This window comes from Bradyrhizobium erythrophlei, from assembly GCF_900142985.1.
Taxonomy (GTDB): domain Bacteria; phylum Pseudomonadota; class Alphaproteobacteria; order Rhizobiales; family Xanthobacteraceae; genus Bradyrhizobium; species Bradyrhizobium erythrophlei_B.
This window is the reverse complement of sequence record NZ_LT670849.1, coordinates 4,835,556-4,856,303: the sequence shown is the minus strand read 5'-3', so window position 1 is coordinate 4,856,303 and position 20,748 is coordinate 4,835,556. Positions and strand designations below refer to the sequence as shown.

Sequence of the window (20,748 nt, the reverse complement as noted above, 5' to 3'; positions counted from 1 at the left end):
CTACGCCGCGGGCTCTCCGAACCAGGTGGTGAGCGCGTCGGCGAGTCCTCCCTGCGTCCCCTCACCCACCCAGGCGACATAGCCGTCAGGACGGATCAGAACCGCATCTGGCGCGATAACCGCGCCGATCACCGGCAACTGCCACGGGCCATCGCATCTGGCGTCGACCATCGCGACGCGATCTGCCCAAGACGTGATGTCGATGCGGTTGGCCTCACTGAGGTTCAGCAACAGCGGCCTTGCCCGGTGCAGCAGCGTGAAGACGCGCCGCGGGCCGTTCGCCGTGGTGATATCGAGATCGGGCATGCGGCGCCCGAGCAACGGATGTCCTTGGCCAAGATCGTACCTGACATCGAGGCCCGACATCATTGCGGCGAAGCGTTGGCGGGCCTCGTCCAGGCTCAGAAGGTCGGCCACGCAATCGCGTAAAGCCCTGATGCGATCGTCGACGCGCAGGAGCACCATCTGCGCCATCGTGTTACGCAAGACGAGCGCCGCGATGGGATGGCGCTCGCTGTGATACGTATCGAGCAGCATTGGCGGCGACATTCCCTTCACGACCTGCGCCAGCTTCCATCCAAGATTGACCGCATCCTGCACGCCGATCTGAAGCCCCTGGCCGCCGATCGGTGGATGCACGTGGGCGGCGTCTCCCGCGAGCAGCACGCGTCCCTTGCGATAGAACTCCGCCTGCCGCGCCGCGTCGGTGAATCTCGAAATCGAGGTCGGACTGTGCACGCCATAATCAGTGCCGTAGACCGCCATCAGTGCTGCGCTGAGATCATGCAGCGTGGGTTCGCCTGCGCGGTCGTAACGCGGTTCGGAAACCAGCACCTGCACAGGCCCGCCATTCTGCGGCCGGCTGATGGAATGAACGCCGAGCGCGTCGCGGCGGATGCCGCATTCCGGCTCGTCCGTCATCTCGACTTCGGCAATGAGACTGCTGGTGGTCGCATCCCAGCCCGGAAAGTCGATGCGACAGGATTTTCGCACCACACTTCGTCCGCCGTCGCAGCCGATAAGATATTCCGCCCTCAGACGATGACCATCGGCGAGGATCACATCCACGCCCGTATCATCTTGCGCGACATCGCTGACCTCGCGCCCGCGATAGATCGGCACGTCGAATTCGCGGACCCATTCCTCAAGAATGCGCTCGATCCGGTGCTGCAACAGCGCGAGCTCGTAAGGATGGCGCGTCGGAAAATCGCTGATGTCGAGACGGACCCAGGCAAAGCCCGCAACCTGCGCCACCTGCCCTTGCGCCAGATCGGCGATGCCGCGCTGGTCGAACACCTCGATGGTGCGCGCGTGCAAGCCCCTGGCGCGCGGCCCGATGAGATCCTGGTTCACACGCTGCTCGACGATGGCGACATCGATGCCCGCTAGCGCCAGCTCGCCCGCCAGCATCAGCCCGGTCGGACCTCCGCCGGCAATCACCACCGCATGATCGGCATCCGCATTCGACGACACTGCATTCATTTCAAGACCCCCTGTAGATGGCCGCGTAAGGCGCGCCGTTCTACGGGATGGTGCGGGTCTTGAAGCAAGACGGTTGCGGACCACATATTAGGCTGGGAGGAAGGGATTCTTCTTTCTCCCGCGCCATCAGGGAAGTTCCCGCGCGGAACTTTCGGGCCGCCTGGACGTTGTGTCCTTATGACGGATACTTTTTCAGCTCGCCCGGCTCGAGTGCTCACATCTGAACAGCGAGCGGCCCGAAATGCCGAACGGCGTGCCGACGCCGAGCAGGCGATGCGCGACCACGAAGCCGCGCAAAAGGCCTTTTATGAAAATCGCGAACGCCTGAGGGCGGAAAGACTGGCTCGCGAAGCGCGCGAGTCGGACGATTAGCCGTCTGCGAATTGGCGCGGCGACACGCAGCGCGACTGATGAACCCCTACCAGCCGTCTGGAAACGGAATGAACGGCCACGTCCCCTCATTGTCGTTGGCGGGCTGGTCGTCTTTCTTCGTGCCCTCGGGGGACTCGGACTTTTCAGGCGCATCCGTACCCGGCGGAGGACTAGTATTGCGGCGCCTTCGAATAATGATTTCGAGTGCCATATCTGCCTCTAAAAAGCCGCGCCTGAAATTCGTTCAAAAACGTCAAAATACGTAGGCCTGCTCTATTTTGAGCTATGGCGACAATACCGTCTGTGAATGGCTTCACGGTGAAAGATTTTTGTTTAGACGGAGTCACGTCAGCGGCGCATTCTTGGCACGATCGGTAACCCGTTCGGGAGGCCGAATTCCCGCATTCAACAACTTTAAGAACTCGTCTGGAAGCGAGCCGAATGAATGCATCTCTATCTATCTGCTGTCCTTGGGGAACTTGCGCGGGACGACGCCCGCTACGCGCTAACATTACCCAAAAAATGGGTGCGGCGCGTCACCCGTACCTTTCGCCTTCATCACAGTTACGCACTGGTCGATCTCCTGATCGGAGATGTTCAGGCCGAACTCCCCGCGTAGCACGTCGTGATATTCTTGGTCGTTCGAAAGCCACCGTTTTTCGGCGCGCCCTTCCGCGTCGCGCACCGTGACACGCGCGTTGTACATGGTGACCCGTGTCCGGTTCGGTCCCGGCCTCGCGGCAATGATGTTGCCTTGGTACGGCGTCTGCGGATGCGTTGCCGTGTACCAGTTGGTGATGTCGTATTCCGCGTCGTATCGCGGATATGGAATGACGCGGTAAATGTGCTCCCACCCATGCCTGAGCAGCGCTTGCAGGGTCAATTCGCCCTCAACGTCAATGAACCGCATCGTTTCGTGTGGCGTTTCCTGTTCGGCCAAAGGCTTTAGCGATAGCGCGCAGGTCGGAGCAAGATTGCCGAATCCAACATCTGCAAGGTACGAACCTTCAGGCAGTTCCACTTGCTGCAGCATATGAATGGCGGGGCGCGGCGCATCGATGGCCAATCCCCGGACCACGCGGCCTTGCAGGCTCGTAATCCGATAACCGAGAGCCCGCAGCGCGGCACGGAAGAGCATGTTCTGCTCGAAGCAGTACCCGCCCCGCCCGCCATCGATCATCTTGGCCTGAAGCGTCGCGATGTCGAGCTTGGGCGGGCGTCCAAGCATGATGTCCAGCGTTTCGTAGGAAACGGCATGGGCGTGGGCAAAGATCAGCCTGTTCAATGTTTCAAGGGTCGGCGACGTCGGCCCCCGATATCCGATGCGATCGAGCCAGGCGTCCACGTTGAACTGGGCTGCTGACATCTCGCACGTCCCCGGCTCGCGTCCGCAGCGATGGATACTGGCACCGCGGGGCCGTTTTGGAAACGCTTTCGGACAGTCTTTCACGGCGCGTTCTCAGACTGGCCTAGGTATCTGCTTTTTCTGAGGAATTATCGCTTGCCGCTGGCCGACAAGAAGAGCCTTGATACCGGCCGTGCCACCTTGCGAGCGCCCATCGGCGCTGCTACGCCGTGATCGGGAATGAGGGGTAGCCCGTTCCGCCAGGGATCGACCGCGTTGACTGACAATTTCTCGGAAATCGAGGTGGTGGCCACGAATTTCAACTGGCGCCAGTCCGGCGGCACGACCGCGGTCGTGCAGCTCGTGCCCGAGCAGGCCAAGACCCTGAAGATCGCAGCCCTCGGTTTCGATCTGCCGGAGCGGGTGCCGCGCATGCGCTGGCGCGACGTGCCAAGACTGTTTCGCCGGCCGGCCAGCCGTCCCTTCCGCATCTATCATTGCCGCCGCAACAACGAGATGATCGCAGGGCTTGTGTTGCGCGACGTGCTGCGCGCCCCGCTCAAAGTGATCTTCAACTCCGCCGGCCAGCGGCGTCACAAGGCGCTGACGCGCTGGATGCTGCGGCGGATGGATGCGGTGATCGCCACCAGCGAACGCTCCGGCGCTTTCCTCGAAGTGCCCTATACGGTCGTGCCGCACGGCACCGACTTCGACCATTTCCGTCCGGCCCGCGACAGCGCGGACGACTACGCCTCGACGGGACTTCCCGGCAAATACGCCATCGGCTGCACCGGGCGCATTCGCCACCAGAAGGGCACGGACCTGTTTGTCGATGCGATGGTGCGGCTATTGCCGAACTATCCGGACTGGACGGCCGTGATCACCGGCCGCACCACGTCGGACAATCTCGCCTTCGAGCGCGAGTTGAAGGCGAAGGTTGCGGCCGCCGGCCTCACGCAGAGGATCATCTTCCTGGGCGACGTCGAGGATATCGCGGTGTGGTACCGGCGCTTCACGCTGTTTGTGGCGCCGTCGCGCCAGGAGGGTTTTGGCCTGACCCCGTTAGAGGCCATGGCTTCGGAAACGGCAGTCGTCACCTCGGACGCCGGCTCCTTTCCCATCATGATCAAGCCCGGCGTCAACGGCGCGATCGTGCCGGCCGGCGATGGCGATGCGCTCACGGCTGCGATCGAACCTTACTTGCGCGATCCGCAAGCCACCAAGGAGACCGGCCGCGCCGCACTCGAATTCGTGCAGGCCAATTTTTCGCTCGCGGCCGAGGCGCGCGGCATCCGCGCCGTCTACGATCGGCTGTGGACCGAGGGGCAAAAGCCGCTTAGCTTGCCGCGAAAAGACCAGCCAGACGCGGCCGGGACCGGCCTCGCCAGGAGGAACCATGCTGAAACTTGACACGCTGCGCGCCACACGAATCGAACGCGATCCGTTCGACTACGTGATCGTGCGGAATTTCGTCGAGCGCGAAAAACTGGATCAGGTTCTGTCCGATTATCCCGAAGTGCCCGGCCCCGGCTCGCATCCGCCTGGGGGCCTGAAGATTTCCGGACATTTCAAGAAGCTGATGGACGAACTGCTGGACGCGCCGTTCCGTCAACTGGTCGAGGAAAAGTTCGACGTCGACCTGACCGGCCGGCCGACCATGTATACCGTGCGCGGCTTCTGCCGGGCGCGCGACGGCAAGATCCACACCGACTCCAAGACCAAGATCATCACCGTCCTGCTCTACATGAACGATGAGTCCTGGGAGAGTTCGACCGGCCGCCTGCGCATCCTGCGCAACGGCACCGATCTCGAGAATTTCGCCGCCGAAGTCGAGCCGTCGGGCGGCACGCTTCTGGTCTTCAAGCGATCCGACAATTCATGGCACGGCCATCACCCGTTCGAAGGCAAGCGCCGCGCGGTCCAGCTCAACTGGGTGACCGATCAATCCGTCGTCGATCGCGAGCAAGGCCGCCACGGCTTCTCCTCGGCGATCAAGCGCCTGATGGGACTCGGCGCCCACTAAAGATCGAAGCAGAACTTCAGTAATCCCGCTCACGGTGGACGTCGTGGACGACGATGCCCATGCCCTCGGGCGGCATCGCGAGCCAGTCGCGGCGCTTCAGGGTCCGGCGCGTATCTTCCAGCCCGCTCATCCAGTGCTCGCGCATCGAGGTCGCCGAGAAGTCGTAATCCTTCGAGTCGCCCTCATAGGCCTTCTGCTGATAGATCAGTTGCAGAATGGTGATACCGGAGAGATGCGCGAGTTTTTCGCGCATGGTGCGTTCCTCCGCCGTCAATTCCGCTTCCGGCACCTTGAGCAGCGCCTTGTAGAGCGAAGCCTTGACGTTGTTCATGCGCCTGTAGATGTCCGTGTTGTGGCGCGTGCGCGAGGAATAGACGATGTCCTTGTGGCGCGACGTGACCTCATGGATGTCGCGCGGCAACTGCCCGCGCGCGCTGAACAGGTCGACCTGGAACACCAGCGAGTTCTTGCCGTCTTCCTGATCGAGCAGATGCTGGAGCGGCGTGTTCGACACGATGCCGCCGTCCCAGAAATGATCGGTGCCAATGCGCACCATCGGCAGCGCCGGCGGCAGCGCGCCGCTCGCCATCACGTGTTCGGGCTCGATCACTTCCTTCTTGTTGTCGAAATAGAGGAAGTTGCCGGTGAGCACGTTCACCGCGCCGACCGCGAAGTGAATCGGGCGCGAGTTGATGAGGTCGAAATCGACGAGCTCCAGCAGCGTTTCGCGCAGCGGCGTCGTGTCGTAATAGCTGGTGGCGGTTTTCGCGCCGGCCGGGCTGAACCACGGATTGACCTCGTGCGGCTTGAAGAAGCCGGGCTGGCCGAGCGTCGAGGTCATGAACGAGCTCGTCAGGTTACGCGCCTTGCGATAGATGTCGCCGTCCGGCGTGTAGTGCCAGACTTTCCGCGCGGTGATGCGGTCCCAGAAGGTTTGCAGCTTTTCCAGCCGCTGCTCCGGCGGATTGCCGGCGATGATCGCCGAATTGATCGCGCCGATCGACACGCCGCACACCCAGTCCGGCTCCATGCCGGCTTCGTGCAGCGCCTGATACACGCCGGCCTGGTAGGCGCCGAGCGCGCCGCCGCCCTGCAACACCAGCGCGATGCGATGGCAACCATCGGGGCGCCATTTCTGCGCGCTGTCGGCATCTGTAAGCAGTCGTTGATCGGTTGCTAGTTGATCCATGACATCAGGTCCCAGCCATTTGTTTGGGACGCAGAGTGAAAAAAGGCAGTGACGCTGGTGTGACAGGATCGCATTCCCGGCACACGTCACGCCGTGCTTCATGCAGCCGTCAAACAGCTTGGTTACCGTCCGGCAAAAAGCGATCTCGTCTCGGTATTCCGATCCTGCTTGCGAAGATCACGCGTGACGGCGTCGGCTGATGTCAATTTGTTTCAAACGCAATCCGCTTCAAAACGGCTCCGCTTCAAAACGACTCCGCTTCAAAACGACAAAGGGATTTTCGATGCGCAAGGCAGACGTCTTAAAGCTTCCGTCCATGCCGCTGGCCGGTCCGAGCTATCCCGCAGGCCCCTACCGTTTCATCGATCGCGAATTTCTCGTGATCAGCTATGAAACCGATCCCGACCTGATCCGCGCCGGCCTGCCCGAGCCGCTGGAGCCGATCGAGACGCCGATCGTGCATTATGAATGGATCAAGATGCCGGACTCCTCAGGCTTCGGCAGCTACACTGAGTCCGGTCTCGTGATCCCGGCGCGGCTGAACGGCGAGGAAGTCAACTTCGTCTCGCAGATGTATCTCGACGACGATCCGCCGATCGTTGCCGGCCGCGAGATCTGGGGCTTTCCCAAGAAGTACGCGCACCCGAAACTCGAGATCGTCAAGGACACGCTGACCGGCACGCTGGAATATGCCGGGCAGCTCGTCGCCATGGGCACCATGGGCTACAAGCACGAAGCGATGGCCAGCGACGGCTCGCTGACCCGCGCCACGCTGTCCAAGACCCAGGTCAATCTGAAGCTGATCCCTGGCGTCGACGGCCGCGCCGAAGTCTGCCAGCTCGTGGCGATCAACCTTGCCGACATCGTCGTGAAGGGATCGTGGATCGGACCTGGCCGGCTGCATCTGGTTCCGCATGTCAACGCACCGGTCGCCGATTTCCCGGTCCGCCGCGTCATCGGCGCCCACCACTACATCGCCGATCTCACCTTGCCTTACGGCCGCGTGGTGTTCGACTATAATAAAGAGGTCGACGCCGTCGCCCAAGCAGCCGAGTAAAGCGGCAGCGGTCGCGACGGCGCCACCAGTCGTCGCGTCAATAATATTGGGATGGCAAGCATGGCCGCGTTCAGCACATATGGCGCCTGGCTCGGCGTCTTCGCATGCATCGTCCAGTCGGCGCTGTTTGCCGGGCTCAACCTTGCTGTCTTCAGCCTCAGCCTGCTTCGGCTTCAGGTCGAAGCCGATGGCGGCAACAAGGACGCCGTCAAGGTTTTGGAGTTACGACACAACGCCAACCAGGTTCTGGCGACCGTGATTTGGGGCAATGTCACGACCAACGTGCTCTTGACGCTGCTGTCGGATTCCGTGCTGCACGGCGTTGCGGCGTTCTTCTTCTCGGCTTTTGCCATTACCATGCTGGGAGAAATCATTCCGCAGGCGTATTTCTCGCGCAACGCGCTGAAAATGACCTCGCGCTTCCTCCCGTTTCTGAATTTCTATCGCGTCTTGCTCTACCCGCTCGCCAAGCCGACCGCGATGCTGCTGGACACCTGGCTCGGCCCGGAAGGCCCGGCCTACATGAAGGAACGCGATCTTCGCTCGATGCTGGCGCGCCATTCGACGAGCGAAGGCACGATCGGCAAGCTGGAAGCCACTGGCGCGCAGAACTTCCTCGACCTCGACGACATTTCCGTTTGTGACGAGGGCGAATTCGTCGACGTCAAAAGCATCATCAGCCTTCCGCTTTCCAACGAGCGCTGCGTGCTGCCGGAATTCACGCGCTCGCCCGACGATCCCTTCCTGCGCCAGGTCGATGCCTCCGGCATGAAGTGGGTAATCATCACGGATTCCTCGACCGGCGAGCCGGCCTTCGTGCTCGATGCGCATCACTTCCTGCGCGATGCGCTGTTCAACGAGCTTGAACTGGATACGTCCGCCTATTGGCACCGGCCGATCGTCATCCGCGACACCAAGGCCAAGCTTGGTGACGTCATCGGACGGATGCGGGTGGTGCAGGAAACCCCCGAAGACGACGTGATCGAAAACGACCTGATCCTGGTCTGGAGCACGCGCAAGCGCATCATCACCGGCTCCGACCTGCTCGGGCGTCTGTTGCGCGGCATCGCCACCGTCGAGCCGGTGAAGCAGCCTGTGCCGGAAGCGCGCCGCGCGTAACGTGATTAGACAACGCCTTCCCGTGCGGCCTCGCCCGCGCGGCGCTATTTCCGCGCGCAGCTCACCAGCACGATGTAATCGGGCAGACTGCTCGTGATGCCGTAGATCTCGGTTTTGACGATGTCCTCGCCGACGACACGGGCGCGGTGGCATTCGCCACGGACGAGATGGAGCGCCATGCGGTTGCGGTCTTGCCTCACCAGCGGATTATACTTGATGTCCGGAATGTTTCGGACGTGCACCACGAAGTCATAGGGCTTGTCGGGCGCGGCGGCGTCAACGCGGACCATCCCCCTGGTGTCGGTCCAGCCCGGCAGGACCGCGAGCAATATGACAGCCGTCCAAAATCGCGACATGACGCACCTTATCCCCGTCGTTTCAGCAACGGGGACAAGGTGGCAGCAATCGCAGATTTCGGCAATGGCGGCGTTTTTACGCCGCGCGCACCTTGGCGAGGAAGCCGTCGACGGCGCTGCGCAGCATGCCCGACTGGCTGTCGAGCTCTCGTGCGTTTTCCAGCACCTCGGAGGCCGCCGTGCCGGTCGCCGCCGCGGCGGTGGTGACGCCACCGATATGTACGCTGATCTCGTTCGATCCGGCCGCCGCCGACTGGATGTTGCGGGCGATCTCGCGCGTCGCCTCGCCCTGCTGCTCGACCGAGCTTGCGATCGAGGTGGTGATCTCGCTCATCTGAGCGATCGTACGCGAGATGCCGTTGATCGCGGTCACCGCGTCGTTGGTCGACTGCTGCATCGCCTCGACCTGGGCGGAGATTTCTTCAGTCGCCTTCGCGGTCTGGTTGGCGAGCGCCTTCACTTCGGAGGCGACCACCGCAAAGCCGCGGCCGGATTCGCCGGCCCGCGCCGCCTCGATGGTGGCGTTGAGCGCAAGCAGATTGGTTTGTGCGGCGATCGAGTGAATCAGCTTGACCACCTCGCCGATCTTTTCAGCACCCGTCGACAGCACTTGCACCGTCGCATTGGTGCGTTCGGCGTCGGTCACAGCCTGGCTTGCGATTTGGCTGGAGCGGCCGACCTGGCGCGAGATTTCCGCAACCGAGCTCGACAGCTCTTCAGCGGCTGCGGCCACGGTGCCGACATTGCCGGAGGCGCTCTGCGAGGCGGCGCTGACATTGGCCGCCCGCGCGCTGGCGTCGCTTGCGCTCGCGGTCATCGACTGCGCGGTGGTCTGCATGCTCGCCGCCGCGGTGGAAACCGAGCGGACGATGCCGTTGACGCTGCGCTCGAAGTCGCCGGCAAGTCCATCCATCGCCGAGCGGCGTTCGGACGTCGCACGCTCGCGCGTTGCGGCCTCGGCCTTCTCGAGTTCGCGCATCCGCAGCGCGTTGTCCTTGAAGATCTTGACCGTCTTGGCCATCTTGCCGACTTCGTCGCCGCGGCCGGCGCCGGGAATCTCGCTGTCGAGTTCGCCGCCGGCGAGCCCTTCCATCCGGGCGCCGAGCATATTGAGCGGACGGCTGATGCCGCGGCCGATGACCCAGGCAATAGCGCCCGAGATCAGGCCGATGCCGATGGTGGAAAGACCGAGCAGCCACATGATCGGCTTCAGCTTGGCATCGAGGTCGTCGAGATAGGCACCGGTGCCGAGATACATGTCGAAGCCGGGAATCGCGACCGCGTAACCGACCTTCCGGATCGGTGTTTCCTGGCCGGGTTTGACATATTCGTAGGGCAGCAAAATCTCGCCCTTGGCGCGGACGCCGTCCAGCAGCTCCTGAGAAAGTTTTCTGCCGTTGGTCACGACATCCATGCGGTTGGTGCCGACCTGCTGGGGTTCGGGCGACATCTGGGTGATACCGTCATAGCCGGTGGCGAAGAGATAGCCGGAGCCGTTGTCGTACTTCATGGCATTGCCGAGCTTGCGCAGCATCGCCATCGCCTGATCCTTGGTCATCTCGCCGGCATCGACCTGGCGCTTCAGCTCACCCGCCATGTTCTTCGCCATGCCGACGATCGACTTGGTCTGATCGACCCGCGCGTTATACATTTCCTTCTGCATCAGGATGAGGGCGATGACGCAGGCGGCGCAAAGACCGAGCAGGGTTGCGCCCACCAGAATGCCAAGCTTGGGGGCAATGGTCATATTGCGCAGCATCGAGAGTTCTCCGGGATACAAAAAGAAAAGTATGACGGTTCTAATGGCTCCATTCACGATAGCTTGAAATTCGTTAGCGCCCGCTTAACCATCATGTTCCCGGTCATGTCTTCGCGTCACCGCGTGGCGCGCATCCGCCCGTTCAAATGGCGCGGCTTGTCGCTTCGCACTTTTTAGTTGTTTTATCGGCACGTGAGCCGGATATCGCCCGCGCCGCGCGCTTGCTCGTCACTCGCGAATGACTTCTTCCATTTCAACAGTCGCGAGCTATTCGTCGCCGATGACGCGACGCCCTGCTCGCCATGGCCGCATCGTCCGCGCCTGCGCGAAGCCTCACGCAAGCTTCGGATATTTCGCCTTGTCGAAGAAGTTCGCACCCGCGACGTATTTGCGCCCTTCGGACAGGTCGGGCTTCTCGGCGCCCTCGCCGCCGGACTCGAACGTCAGTTCGAGCTGGACGCCGGAAGGGTCATAGACGAACAATTGCCACAGCGAGGTGCCGGGCACGATGAATTCGCGAAAATCCAGGCCGGATTCCTTGAAGCGCGACACATAAGAGCGATAGCCCGAGCAGGACAGCGAGACGTGGTCGATCGCAGCGGTGCCCGCTTCCGCCTTTCCGCTTGGCCCGAGCGCCGGGCCGCCGGCATAGACATGGATGATGGCGAGCCCGCCCGGCTGGGTGCAGCCGAGCCAGGCGCCGGGATAGCCGAAATCCGGCCGCGGAAATTCGCGCAAGCCGATGACGTCGACCCAGAACTTGCGCGTCGCCGCGAGATTGTCGGTCTTGATCGCGATGTGAAATAGCCCGTGCACGGTGGCGAGCGGCAGCGTCATGGCGTCTCTCCTTGTCTATTGCGGATTCAGCGGCAATCCGATGTCTTTGTAAAGCACCTTGAGGGAATCGATGAAAGGCGCCTCGGTCTTGTGCTTCGTGCCGGCGACGGGGTCGGCGCCTTCCAGCATGGTGTCGGTCGCGGAAAGCGAAAACTCCATCACAAAGCGCATGCGCCGCTCGCGCAGGTTGACTATTTCATCAAGCCACGAAGCGACATCGCGCGCACCTTGCGCGTGGCGCATCGCAATCAGCGTGGAGGCTACCGCCGCATCCTCGATCGCCTGCGTCGCGCCCTGCCCCAAGGTCGGCACCATGCCGTGGGCAGCATCGCCGAGATAAAGCACGTTGCAATCGGCGGCATGATAGAGCGCGTCGTGCTCCTGCATCCGCGCCCAGTGCGTATCGGCGACATTGGCGCAGACCTGATCGATCATCCATTGCGCCTGGTCGCTCGGTGCAGCGTTCGGCGGCGTATAGGCCGCGCGCAACGCTTCCGGCGTCTTGAAGTCGGGAGGAATATCGGCATCCGGCGCAATCGGAAAAGCGCAGGCGATGTAGATGTGGCCGGGCGGCACGCGAAAGGCGAGCAGGCGTTTCGGCCCGTTGAACCACTGCTCGTAATCGTCGATCAGGCCACCGGAGGTGTCCGGCACCAGCACCCGCGAGATCGCAACGCCGGTCTGGCGCACGGCCGGCTCGCCGGAAAAGACGCGGCGAACGCGGGAGTAGCGGCCATCGGCGGCAATCAGGAGATCGATGTCGTCGAGGCGGTGTTGTTTTCCGTTCTGCGTCCACGCAATCGTGGTTTTGCGCGGATCGCCCGCGTCGCGGCCGATGTCTGTAATCTCGCAGGCATAATGCACCGTCGGCCCGGCGGCCTCGCGCAGCACGCGATAGAGCTCCGACCAGCGGATGCGCCAGCCCGGGCCACTGGCAACATCCCTGAGTTTCAGATTGAAGAGTTCCGTGCCATCGGTCAGCGAAATGCGCCAGTTGGTCCAGGAAAAGCTCGCGCGCGTGATCGCATCCGCAAGGGCCGGATCGGCGAGACTCAACGCGTTCACGGCATTCGGCCCGACATTGAGGCCGGTGCCGGCTTCCGAATGATCGTTGGGCGCAACGCGCTCCAGACAAGTGACTTCGACGCCGTCGAGCTGCGACAGCTTGCGCGCCATCACGCAGCCCGCAACCCCGGCGCCGACGATCACGATCCGCATCAATGACCGCCCCGTTGCGAGGCGATGACCGCGATCAGGCCGCCGCCGTCCGGACCCTGATGCTCGGCGCCGCCGGAGACGAAGATGCGGCCGTCGCCGACCACGCCGGCGACGAGGCCTGCGACCGCCCCGCGGATATGCCGCTGCGCATTGATGTCGGTATCGTCGAGCATGGTGTGACGGTGGCCGCGGATGTTGCCGCGCCGGTCGGGCTCGCATTTCACCAGCACGCAGGCGATGCGCTCGGTGTCGCGCACCGGGACTTGCGGATTTGCCTTGATGCCGAGATCGGCGAGCACGTCGAAAACGCCGCCGATATCGAGCGCGTCGCTCATGGAGGCGTGCGCGATCCTGAGATCGCCGCCCCAGGCCGGGCTGTTGCCGAGCACGATCACCTCGTTGCTCTCGACCTCCACGCCGGAGGAAATGCTGGCGCGCGGCGACTGGATGGTGAAGTCCGCGAGCAGCGAGTCGTCGTTGAAACGATCAGGTTTGATCTCGTCGAGCGCCAGCGCAACGCCGAATGCGCCGGCCGCCCGCGCAAACGCCATCGAACGGTTGGGATCGGTGGTGCGCGGCGGCTTTCCGGCCGCGATCGCCGCCGAGGCGCGCGCCACCGTCACGCAGGGACATTTGACCTGCACGAAATGAACGTCTTCCAGTTTCTCGATACCGGCATTGTCGATTGCCTGCCGGACGGCCGTTGCAACGCTTTCGACATGGGCGCGTCGCCCGACATTCTCGACCGCCACCGGCGCAAAGGCCGTGCCGATCGCGAGCGCCTTTGGATATTGCCGCGTGGCGGCCGGATCGTCGCTGATGCAAAATACGCTATAGTGCGGGCTCATCACGCCCTCGGTACCGCCCGACAGCACGCAGGGGATTTCCTTGATGAGTTGCGACGCGGGCTTTCCCAGATGCACCGACAGCAGCGCCATCAGCGTCTGCGTGAAGTAACCGCGGGTGAAGTCGTTGACGCCGCCATTGCCTTCGGTCTTGCCGATGATCGCAACCACATCCGATGCGCGGACTGTGCCGCCAACGATCAGCTTCTCCAGCGCCGAGAGATCGCCGGGATGGGCCATCGACAACCGAAAGACCTGCGCGCGCTTCATGCTCCGCTTCCTTCAGCTTTGCCCTCGCCGATCAGTTCGAACACGCGGCTCGGGCTCAACGGAATCTCTAGAAGCTCGATGCCGCGATCCCCGAGCTGAAGCGCGTCCTCGATTGCCTGCGCAAACAGCGGCCCGACCGGGATGGCGCCGGCCTCGCCCGCGCCCTTGATGCCGAGCGGGTTGAGCGGCGACGGCGTCACGGTGTGATCGAGCGTCATCCGCGGCACGTCAAGCGAGGTCGGCAGCAGGTAGTCGGCGAGCGAGGCATTCAGCAACTGCCCCTGATCGTCATAAGACAGTTTCTCGTAGAACGCATTTCCGATGCCCTGCGCCACGCCGCCGTGGATCTGTCCCTCCAGGATCATCGGATTGATCACGGTGCCGCAGTCGTGCACCACGACGTACTTGAGAATCTGCAACTGGAACGTCTCGGGGTCGACCTCGACGATCATCGCATGGACACCGTTCGCGGTAGAGCCACTCGGCGGGCCGAAATATTGCGTCGATTCCAGTCCGGGTTCGGTGCCGGGCTTGACCGCGCCGCGCATCGGATTGGCGCGCTGCGCGAGTTCGCCGAGGCGGATGAACTTTTCCGGGATGCCTATGATCGAGACCTTGCCGTCGGCGAGCACCAGGTCTTCCTCCGAACATTCGAAGGCTTCGCTCGCCAATTTCAGCGCCTTCTTGCGTACCACGAGCGAGGCCTCGTTCACCGCATTGCCGGCAACGACCGCGCCGCGGCTGGCGAAGGTGCCGGCGCCCCAGTAGAAACGATCGGTATCGCCGGTGACGATGTCGACATCGGTCACGTCGACGCCGAGCTGTTCGGCCACGATCTGCGCAAAGCTCGTGAAATGTCCCTGCCCCTGCGTGCCGACGCCGGTCGCGACGCTGACCTTGCCATTGGTGCGCACCTGAACCTTCGCGCCCTCATAAGGGCCGATGCCGGTGCCTTCGACATAACAGGCGAGACCAACGCCGACGCAGCGCCCCTGCGCCCGCAGTTTCGGTTGCTCTTCCTTGATGAAATGATCGTAGCCGATCGCGGCCAGCGCCCTGTCGAGCACCGGCTCGTAATTGCCGCTGTCATAGCTCAGCGGTGCAAAATCCTGGTAGATGATCTCGTTGTTGAACGGGAACGCATCTTTCGGGATCAGATTGCGGCGGCGGATTTCGGCGGGATCGATGCCGAGTTCGCGGGCGGCGAGGTCGAGCAGCCGCTCGATCACGAACACGCCGTGCTGGCGGCCCGCGCCGCGATAGGGCGTGACGATCGTGAGACTGGTGAACACCGACGTGAACGTCGAGTCATAGGCCGGGATCACATAGGGACCGAGCAGCGTGCACTGGCTGTTGATCGGCACCGTCAAGCCGTAAGGGTTATAGGCGCCGTTGTCGTGAAGGAAAATGTCCTTCACCCCGAGAATGCGACCGTCCTTGGCAACCGCGATTTCCGCGTCGTGAATCTGCCCGCGTTCATGCGTGGTCGCGACGAAATGCTCGAAGCGGTCCTCGATCCATTTGATCGGACGATTCAGCCGCATCGCCATCCAAGGCAGCGTCGCCTCCTCCGGGTAGAGCATCATGATCTTCGGGCCGAAGCCGCCGCCGACGAACGGCGCGATCACCCGCACCTGGGCTTCGCCCAGCCCGAGCGCGCCGGCCAGCACGTTGCGCACGAATACCGGCGCCTGCGTCGTATCCCACACCGTCATATGCTCGGCGCGCGCGTCCCATTGCGCGACCACGCCGCGGGTCTCGATCGGCGAGGAGATGCCGTGCTCGTAGCGAAAACGCCGCTTGATCGTCCGGTGGGCCTTCGCCGCCGCCCTGGCGTAATCGCCCTTGGTCTGCCGCACATGGGCCGCGACATTGTTGCCGAGGTCGTCGTGAACCAGCGCGGAGCCTTTTTGCAGGGCCTTTTCGAGATCGACCACCGCGGGGAGAATTTGCAGTTCGACGGCGATATCATCGAGTGCGTCTTCGGCGATGTAGCGGTTTTCCGCGACCACGATCGCGATCGGCTCACCGGCACAGCGGATCATGTCCTTGGCAAGCGGCACATGGGTGCGCGTGTTGAAGATGCTGCCGGGAATCGGCGGTGGCGGAACCAATAGCGGGCCCGGTTGCCAATAGGGCCCAAGGTCATGCGCGGTATAGACCGCGATCACACCGTCGCGCTTGAGTGCCTCCGACACGTCGATGTGCTTGATCCTGGCGTGCGCGACCTGGCTGCGCAGGAAGGCGGCGTGCACCATGCCCGGCAATTCGACGTCGTCGATGAACAACGCCCGTCCGGTGAGGAGTTTCTTGTCCTCGTTGCGTTTGATGGGCGCGCCGAAAAAACGCGTGGTCATGGCGCGGCCGCCCGCATCGTCTCGGCTGCTTTCAGGACGGCATCGACGATGTTCTGATAGCCGGTGCAGCGGCAGAGGTTGCCGGACAACGCCTCGCGTACTTCGTCTTCCGAGGGCGACGTGTGCTCGCGCAGGAAAGCGGTCATGGTCATCAGGATGCCGGGCGTGCAGTAGCCGCATTGCAGGCCGTGATGTTCGTGCATCGCCGCCTGCAACGGGCTGAGATCGCCGGATGCCGAGGCCAGCCCCTCGATGGTGGAAAGCGTGCTGCCGTTGGCCTGCACCGCAAACATCAGGCAGGAGCGAACCGGCGCGCCGTCGAGCAGCACCGTGCAGGCGCCGCAGACGCCATGTTCGCAGCCGACATGGGTGCCGGCAAGTTTCAATTCGTGGCGCAGGAAATCACTCAGCAGCATCCGCGCCTCGATCGTGCCGCGATAGGACGTGCCGTTGACCGTCAAGGCAACGTCGTGGGCCGCATCAGGCATGAGCGACCCGCTCATGCGCGGCCGCGAGCGCCCGGCGCGTCAGAACGCCAGCGATGTGGCGCTGATAGTCGGCGCTCGCATGGACGTTGCCCGGCGGGTCGATCGCGCTTTGCACGCTGGCCGCGACCACCTCGATCGCCGCCTCAGAGCAGGCTTGTCCGATGAGAGACGCCGCCGAATCGCTGGCGTCAACCGGCGTATCGCCGACGCCGCAGAGCGCCAGCCGCACGCCTGCGCATTTGCCCTGATCGTCCAGGGTGACGATCGCGGCGACGCCGGCCAGCGCAAAATCGCCCCGCCGCCGCGCGACCTCCATGAAACAGCTTCCCGAACGTGGGCGCGGCGCCGGAAAGGCGATCTCGGTCAGCATTTCCTCCGCCTCAAGGCTCGTCGTCAGAAGGCCTGCGAAGAACTCCGATGCATCGATTTCGCGCTCGCTTTTGGACGACCTGATCGTCATGCGGGCCTGCATCGCGGTGGCGATCGCCGGCAGTTCGGAGGCCGGATCGGCATGGGAAAGGTTGCCGCCGATGGTGCCGCGGTTACGGATCTGCGGATGGGCGATATGCGGCAGCGCGTCGGCAAACAACGGGCAGGACTTCAGGAAGGCCTGATCCCGCTCCAGCGCCCGATATCGCGTCATGGCGCCAACCCTTATAGTCTGACCCTTCGACTGGTCGATTCCGGCCAGTTCGGGCAGGCGGTTGAGGTCAATCAGCACGTCAGGACGGGCCAAGCGGAAGTTCATGGCCGGGATCAGGCTCTGGCCGCCGGCCAGGAATCGCGCCTCGTCGCCATACTCGGCCTTGAGGGACAACGCCTGGTCGAGGGAGGAGGCGGCGATGTATTTGAATGAGGCAGGCTTCATGATGCGCGCGCGGTTTTGTGGCTTTCGCGCCCGCTTCGCGAACGCAGCAATTTCGATTATCTGTCGCGAAGTCGGGCAAGTCAAAACCGGGGTGCAGGCATTGTCGGCCAAACTGCGTGGAAATGGGGCGCAACCCTGCTCAACTTTCTATCGGGCTGCGCAAACATTGTGCGCGCCTCTGGCCATCGCTTTTGCCACTATTCGGATATGGCATCGCCAAAACGCAGTATTTCGGTCGCCAGCGATCCGCAGGCCGGCCTTTCCCCGAGTGAATGAATGTCGCGGCCCTCATCCGTCAGGAGTATTGACGTAATGTCCGCCGAGCCGGCGTCCAAACGGCTGGTGGTCGAGGCGAAAGCGATCTCGCTGACGTTCGAGACCGCGGACGGCCGGGTCGAGGCCCTGTCCAATGTCGATCTGCAAATTGCCGAAGGCGAGTTCGTCTCCTTCATCGGCCCGTCCGGCTGCGGCAAGACCACGATGCTGCGGGTCATCGCCGACTTGCAGCAGCCGACCTCCGGCACACTGCTGGTCAACGGCATGACGGCGGAGAACGCGAGGCTGGCGCGCAGCTACGGCTATGTATTCCAGGCTCCGGCGCTGTTTCCCTGGCGCACGATCGAGAAAAACCTCAAGCTGCCGCTCGAGATCATGGGCTTTTCGGAGAACGAACAGCAGATTCGCGCCGAGCGTTATCTTGCGATGGTCAACCTCAAAGGCTTCGAGCGCAAGTTTCCCTGGCAATTGTCCGGCGGCATGCAGCAGCGCGTCTCGATTGCGCGCGCGCTGTCGTTCGATCCCGCGATGCTCCTGATGGACGAGCCGTTCGGCGCTCTGGATGAAATCGTGCGCGACCACCTCAACGAGCAATTGCTGCAATTGTGGAAGTCGACGGAAAAGACGGTATTGTTCGTCACCCATTCGATTCCGGAAGCGGTGTTTCTCTCGACCAAGATCGTGGTGATGTCGCCGCGGCCCGGCCGCATCATCGACATCATCGATTGCGACTTCCCGGCGGATCGTTCGCTGGAAATCCGCGAGACGCCGGAATTCCTGAAAATAGCGCAGCGGGTGCGCAATGGCTTGCGCGCGGGACACTCTTATGACGAATAGCGCTCATGTCGAGTAGCTCGCTGGCACTGCCGGCGCGCGCGCCCTCGCTCATCCAACGCGCCATCGTCGAGCGCTACGCGCCGGTCGCCACCATGGTGCTGGCGCTGATCGCGATCTGGTATGTCGCCGCGGTTCCGATGAACTGGTCGCTGGTGAAAGACGCTTTTGAGCGCGAAGAGACGCCCTACACCATCAGCGACGTTCTGGCAGGCACGATGGACGCCGAGCGGCCGCTGCTGCCGGCGCCGCACCAGGTGGTCAGCACCTTTGTCGATGGCGTGTTCGGCTATCCGCCGATGGCGCCGCGCAGCCTGATCTATCACTCGCTGGTCACGCTGTCGGCGACCGCGCTCGGCTTCGGCCTCGGCGCGCTGTTCGGAATCGCGCTCGCGCTATTGATCGTGCATAGCCGCGTGCTGGAGCGCAGCCTTTTGCCCTGGATCATCTGTTCGCAGATGGTACCGATCCTGGCGCTTGCGCCGATCTTCATCGTGGTGCTGGGTGCGATCGGGCTGCACGGCCTGTTGCCGAAATCGATCATCTCGGCCTATCTCTGCTTCTTCCCGATCGCGATCGGCATGGTGAAAGGGTTCACCTCGCCCGATCCGTTGCAGGTCGAGTTGATGCGGACGTGGTCGGCGACGCAGCGCCAGGTGCTGTGGAAGCTGCGCTGGCCGGCCTCGGTGCCGTATCTCTTTGCCAGCCTGAAAGTCGCGATCACGATCTCGCTGATCGGCGCCATCGTCGCGGAGTTGCCGACCGGCGCCGAGGCCGGGATCGGCGCGCGGCTGCTTGCAGGCTCTTACTACGGCCAGACCGTCCAGATCTGGGCGGCGCTGGTTGCTTCTGCGTTGCTCGCATCCAGCCTGATCGGTCTGGTCGGCCTGGTCGAGCGCGGCGTCAACGCTCGCATGGGAGCGCACTGATGGAGGCGCGCAAGCTACGGCTCGGATTCCTGCTCGCTGCCGGCGCCATCGCGCTTGCCTTTGCGCTGTCGCTGGCGCCCGAGGCGCAGCCGCTTGCCGCGCGGCAGATCATCTGCGAAATCGCGGCGACCGCAGGGGTTCTGTTCCTGCTCGCGGCCTGGTTCGCCGACAGCCGCGCGACGGTTGCGGGCCTCATTGGCGCGGCGCTCGCGGCGACCGCTTCGCTGATGCTGCTGCGCGATGATCTGGTCGCGGGTTCGGCGCAGACCGGCTTCTGGATGATCGCGATCGCAGCCTGGCTTGCGGTTGCGCTCGTGCTCGTCAATCTTGCGAACCTGCGGCGGTTGCGCCGTCCGCAGCAACGCGCCGTGAACCTGCTGGTGCCGTTATTGTTCGGGCTAACGGTGTTTTATCTCTGGGAAGTCGCGGTGCGCGGCTTCGGCGTGCCGCCGGTCTTGCTGCCGGCGCCGAGTGCGGCGGCTTCGCGGTTTGCAAACTCGCTGCCGACGCTCGCCCAAGACTTCACCCAGACCTTCATCAAGGGCGTGCTGATCGGATACGCGATCGGCTGCGGCGCAGGCCTTCTGGTCGCCATCCTCGCCCACCGCTACCAGTTCCTGAGCCGCGGCCTGCTGCCGCTCGGCAATTTCTTTTCCGCCCTTCCGCTGGTCGGCGTCGCGCCGATCATGGTGATGTGGTTCGGGTTCGACTGGCCGTCGAAGGCGGCCGTGGTGGTTCTGGTGACGTTCTTCCCGATGCTGGTGAACGCCATTGCCGGCCTTTCCGCGTCCGGCCATATCGAGCGCGACCTGATGCGCTCCTATGCGGCAAGCCCCCGGCAAACGCTCGCCAAGCTTTACTTACCGGCGGCGTTGCCCTTTATTTTCAATGCGCTCAAGATCAACGCGACGCTGGCGCTGATTGGCGCGATCGTCGCGGAGTTCTTCGGGACACCGACGCAGGGAATCGGGTTTCGCATCTCCACCGAGGCCGGCCGGATGGCCATCGACATGGTCTGGGCGGAGATCGCACTCGCGGCCCTCGCGGGAATGGCTTTCTACGGATGTGTCACGCTGGCCGAACGCGCGACAACTTTCTGGCATCCATCGTATCGGACCTAGGTC

19 protein-coding genes are annotated in these 20,748 nt (G+C 63.3%); 8 read left to right on the top strand and 11 right to left on the bottom strand.

Annotated features, from left to right (window positions below):
- On the bottom strand, positions 1–1,482 hold the full coding sequence (locus BUA38_RS23070; protein WP_072821477.1) for an FAD-dependent monooxygenase: 1,482 nt from the start codon (positions 1,480–1,482) through the stop codon (positions 1–3).
- A 177-nt stretch (positions 1,483–1,659) separates the two neighbouring features.
- Here BUA38_RS23070 and BUA38_RS23065 point away from each other — a divergent pair, with 177 nt between their 5' ends.
- Complete coding sequence (locus BUA38_RS23065; protein WP_072821475.1) at positions 1,660–1,854, top strand: hypothetical protein; 195 nt, start codon at positions 1,660–1,662, stop codon at positions 1,852–1,854.
- Positions 1,855–2,365: 511 nt separating this feature from the next.
- On the opposite strand, the gene BUA38_RS23060 is transcribed toward BUA38_RS23065, so the two are convergent.
- Positions 2,366–3,199 carry an arylamine N-acetyltransferase family protein gene (locus BUA38_RS23060; protein ID WP_172806077.1) on the bottom strand — a complete coding sequence of 278 codons (834 nt, stop codon included), beginning with the start codon at positions 3,197–3,199 and terminating at the stop codon, positions 2,366–2,368.
- Positions 3,200–3,439: 240 nt separating this feature from the next.
- On the opposite strand from BUA38_RS23060, the gene BUA38_RS23055 reads away from it, so the two are divergent.
- Positions 3,440–4,609: a glycosyltransferase family 4 protein gene (locus BUA38_RS23055; protein WP_083587718.1), complete on the top strand. Its 1,170-nt coding sequence runs from the start codon at positions 3,440–3,442 to the stop codon at positions 4,607–4,609.
- Positions 4,596–5,222 (top strand): 2OG-Fe(II) oxygenase, encoded by a 627-nt coding sequence (locus tag BUA38_RS23050; protein ID WP_072821469.1) that lies wholly within the window; start codon positions 4,596–4,598, stop codon positions 5,220–5,222. The genes BUA38_RS23055 and BUA38_RS23050 overlap by 14 nt, the downstream gene beginning before the upstream one ends.
- 16 nt (positions 5,223–5,238) lie before the next feature.
- Here the strand turns inward: BUA38_RS23050 and BUA38_RS23045 are convergent, their stop codons facing one another.
- Positions 5,239–6,411 (bottom strand): patatin-like phospholipase family protein, encoded by a 1,173-nt coding sequence (locus tag BUA38_RS23045; RefSeq protein ID WP_072821467.1) that lies wholly within the window; start codon positions 6,409–6,411, stop codon positions 5,239–5,241.
- A gap of 283 nt (positions 6,412–6,694) precedes the next feature.
- Here BUA38_RS23045 and BUA38_RS23040 point away from each other — a divergent pair, with 283 nt between their 5' ends.
- A complete protein-coding gene (locus BUA38_RS23040; RefSeq protein ID WP_072826355.1) occupies positions 6,695–7,468 on the top strand; it encodes an acetoacetate decarboxylase in 774 nt (257 codons plus the stop codon).
- A 60-nt stretch (positions 7,469–7,528) separates the two neighbouring features.
- Positions 7,529–8,587, top strand: coding sequence for a DUF21 domain-containing protein (locus BUA38_RS23035; RefSeq protein ID WP_072826354.1), 1,059 nt, complete (start codon positions 7,529–7,531; stop codon positions 8,585–8,587).
- 44 nt (positions 8,588–8,631) lie between these two features.
- Here BUA38_RS23035 and BUA38_RS23030 read toward each other — a convergent pair whose 3' ends face one another.
- The 8 genes from BUA38_RS23030 to BUA38_RS22995 form a co-directional block, all read right to left on the bottom strand.
- Positions 8,632–8,943, bottom strand: a complete 312-nt coding sequence (locus BUA38_RS23030; protein WP_156898667.1) for a hypothetical protein — start codon at positions 8,941–8,943, stop codon at positions 8,632–8,634.
- A 76-nt stretch (positions 8,944–9,019) separates the two neighbouring features.
- Positions 9,020–10,702 (bottom strand): methyl-accepting chemotaxis protein, encoded by a 1,683-nt coding sequence (locus BUA38_RS23025; RefSeq protein ID WP_072826353.1) that lies wholly within the window; start codon positions 10,700–10,702, stop codon positions 9,020–9,022.
- 333 nt (positions 10,703–11,035) lie between these two features.
- Entirely contained in the window at positions 11,036–11,539 is a 504-nt protein-coding gene (locus BUA38_RS23020; protein ID WP_072821463.1) for a glyoxalase, read from the bottom strand.
- 15 nt (positions 11,540–11,554) lie between these two features.
- Complete coding sequence (locus BUA38_RS23015) at positions 11,555–12,757, bottom strand: FAD-dependent monooxygenase (RefSeq protein ID WP_072821461.1); 1,203 nt, start codon at positions 12,755–12,757, stop codon at positions 11,555–11,557.
- A complete protein-coding gene (locus BUA38_RS23010) occupies positions 12,757–13,872 on the bottom strand; it encodes a ring-opening amidohydrolase (RefSeq protein ID WP_072821459.1) in 1,116 nt (371 codons plus the stop codon). Before BUA38_RS23010 ends, BUA38_RS23015 begins: the two co-directional genes overlap by 1 nt.
- The gene (locus BUA38_RS23005) at positions 13,869–16,229 is read right to left on the bottom strand and encodes a xanthine dehydrogenase family protein molybdopterin-binding subunit (protein ID WP_072821457.1); all 2,361 of its coding nucleotides are present in this window, start codon (positions 16,227–16,229) and stop codon (positions 13,869–13,871) included. The genes BUA38_RS23010 and BUA38_RS23005 overlap by 4 nt, the downstream gene beginning before the upstream one ends.
- Complete coding sequence (locus BUA38_RS23000; RefSeq protein WP_276328141.1) at positions 16,226–16,732, bottom strand: (2Fe-2S)-binding protein; 507 nt, start codon at positions 16,730–16,732, stop codon at positions 16,226–16,228. Before BUA38_RS23000 ends, BUA38_RS23005 begins: the two co-directional genes overlap by 4 nt.
- The gene (locus tag BUA38_RS22995; RefSeq protein WP_072826352.1) at positions 16,710–17,585 is read right to left on the bottom strand and encodes an FAD binding domain-containing protein; all 876 of its coding nucleotides are present in this window, start codon (positions 17,583–17,585) and stop codon (positions 16,710–16,712) included. Before BUA38_RS22995 ends, BUA38_RS23000 begins: the two co-directional genes overlap by 23 nt.
- 312 nt (positions 17,586–17,897) lie before the next feature.
- On the opposite strand from BUA38_RS22995, the gene BUA38_RS22990 reads away from it, so the two are divergent.
- Genes BUA38_RS22990 through BUA38_RS22980 form a run of 3 tightly spaced genes read left to right on the top strand, consistent with a single transcriptional unit; the run spans position 17,898 to position 20,745 of the window.
- Positions 17,898–18,698, top strand: a complete 801-nt coding sequence (locus tag BUA38_RS22990; RefSeq protein WP_072821455.1) for an ABC transporter ATP-binding protein — start codon at positions 17,898–17,900, stop codon at positions 18,696–18,698.
- 5 nt (positions 18,699–18,703) lie between these two features.
- A complete protein-coding gene (locus BUA38_RS22985; protein WP_083587716.1) occupies positions 18,704–19,624 on the top strand; it encodes an ABC transporter permease in 921 nt (306 codons plus the stop codon).
- The gene (locus BUA38_RS22980; RefSeq protein WP_083587715.1) at positions 19,624–20,745 is read left to right on the top strand and encodes an ABC transporter permease; all 1,122 of its coding nucleotides are present in this window, start codon (positions 19,624–19,626) and stop codon (positions 20,743–20,745) included. Before BUA38_RS22985 ends, BUA38_RS22980 begins: the two co-directional genes overlap by 1 nt.
- The last annotated feature ends 3 nt before the right edge of the window (positions 20,746–20,748 follow it).

What these genes read in the sequence shown, in the direction of transcription:
- BUA38_RS23005 (WP_072821457.1), bottom strand. Translation starts at nt 16,229, where the DNA reads ATGACCACGCGTTTTTTCGGCGCGCCCATCAAACGCAACGAGGACAAG.
- BUA38_RS22990 (WP_072821455.1), top strand. Translation starts at nt 17,898, where the DNA reads ATGTCCGCCGAGCCGGCGTCCAAACGGCTGGTGGTCGAGGCGAAAGCG.
- BUA38_RS23070 (WP_072821477.1), bottom strand. Translation starts at nt 1,482, where the DNA reads ATGAATGCAGTGTCGTCGAATGCGGATGCCGATCATGCGGTGGTGATT.
- BUA38_RS23040 (WP_072826355.1), top strand. Translation starts at nt 6,695, where the DNA reads ATGCGCAAGGCAGACGTCTTAAAGCTTCCGTCCATGCCGCTGGCCGGT.
- BUA38_RS22980 (WP_083587715.1), top strand. Translation starts at nt 19,624, where the DNA reads ATGGAGGCGCGCAAGCTACGGCTCGGATTCCTGCTCGCTGCCGGCGCC.
- BUA38_RS23020 (WP_072821463.1), bottom strand. Translation starts at nt 11,539, where the DNA reads ATGACGCTGCCGCTCGCCACCGTGCACGGGCTATTTCACATCGCGATC.
- BUA38_RS23035 (WP_072826354.1), top strand. Translation starts at nt 7,529, where the DNA reads ATGGCCGCGTTCAGCACATATGGCGCCTGGCTCGGCGTCTTCGCATGC.
- BUA38_RS23000 (WP_276328141.1), bottom strand. Translation starts at nt 16,732, where the DNA reads ATGAGCGGGTCGCTCATGCCTGATGCGGCCCACGACGTTGCCTTGACG.
- BUA38_RS23015 (WP_072821461.1), bottom strand. Translation starts at nt 12,757, where the DNA reads ATGCGGATCGTGATCGTCGGCGCCGGGGTTGCGGGCTGCGTGATGGCG.
- BUA38_RS22995 (WP_072826352.1), bottom strand. Translation starts at nt 17,585, where the DNA reads ATGAAGCCTGCCTCATTCAAATACATCGCCGCCTCCTCCCTCGACCAG.
- BUA38_RS23030 (WP_156898667.1), bottom strand. Translation starts at nt 8,943, where the DNA reads ATGTCGCGATTTTGGACGGCTGTCATATTGCTCGCGGTCCTGCCGGGC.
- BUA38_RS23010 (WP_072821459.1), bottom strand. Translation starts at nt 13,872, where the DNA reads ATGAAGCGCGCGCAGGTCTTTCGGTTGTCGATGGCCCATCCCGGCGAT.
- BUA38_RS23065 (WP_072821475.1), top strand. Translation starts at nt 1,660, where the DNA reads ATGACGGATACTTTTTCAGCTCGCCCGGCTCGAGTGCTCACATCTGAA.
- BUA38_RS22985 (WP_083587716.1), top strand. Translation starts at nt 18,704, where the DNA reads ATGTCGAGTAGCTCGCTGGCACTGCCGGCGCGCGCGCCCTCGCTCATC.
- BUA38_RS23055 (WP_083587718.1), top strand. Translation starts at nt 3,440, where the DNA reads ATGAGGGGTAGCCCGTTCCGCCAGGGATCGACCGCGTTGACTGACAAT.
- BUA38_RS23045 (WP_072821467.1), bottom strand. Translation starts at nt 6,411, where the DNA reads ATGGATCAACTAGCAACCGATCAACGACTGCTTACAGATGCCGACAGC.
- BUA38_RS23025 (WP_072826353.1), bottom strand. Translation starts at nt 10,702, where the DNA reads ATGCTGCGCAATATGACCATTGCCCCCAAGCTTGGCATTCTGGTGGGC.
- BUA38_RS23050 (WP_072821469.1), top strand. Translation starts at nt 4,596, where the DNA reads ATGCTGAAACTTGACACGCTGCGCGCCACACGAATCGAACGCGATCCG.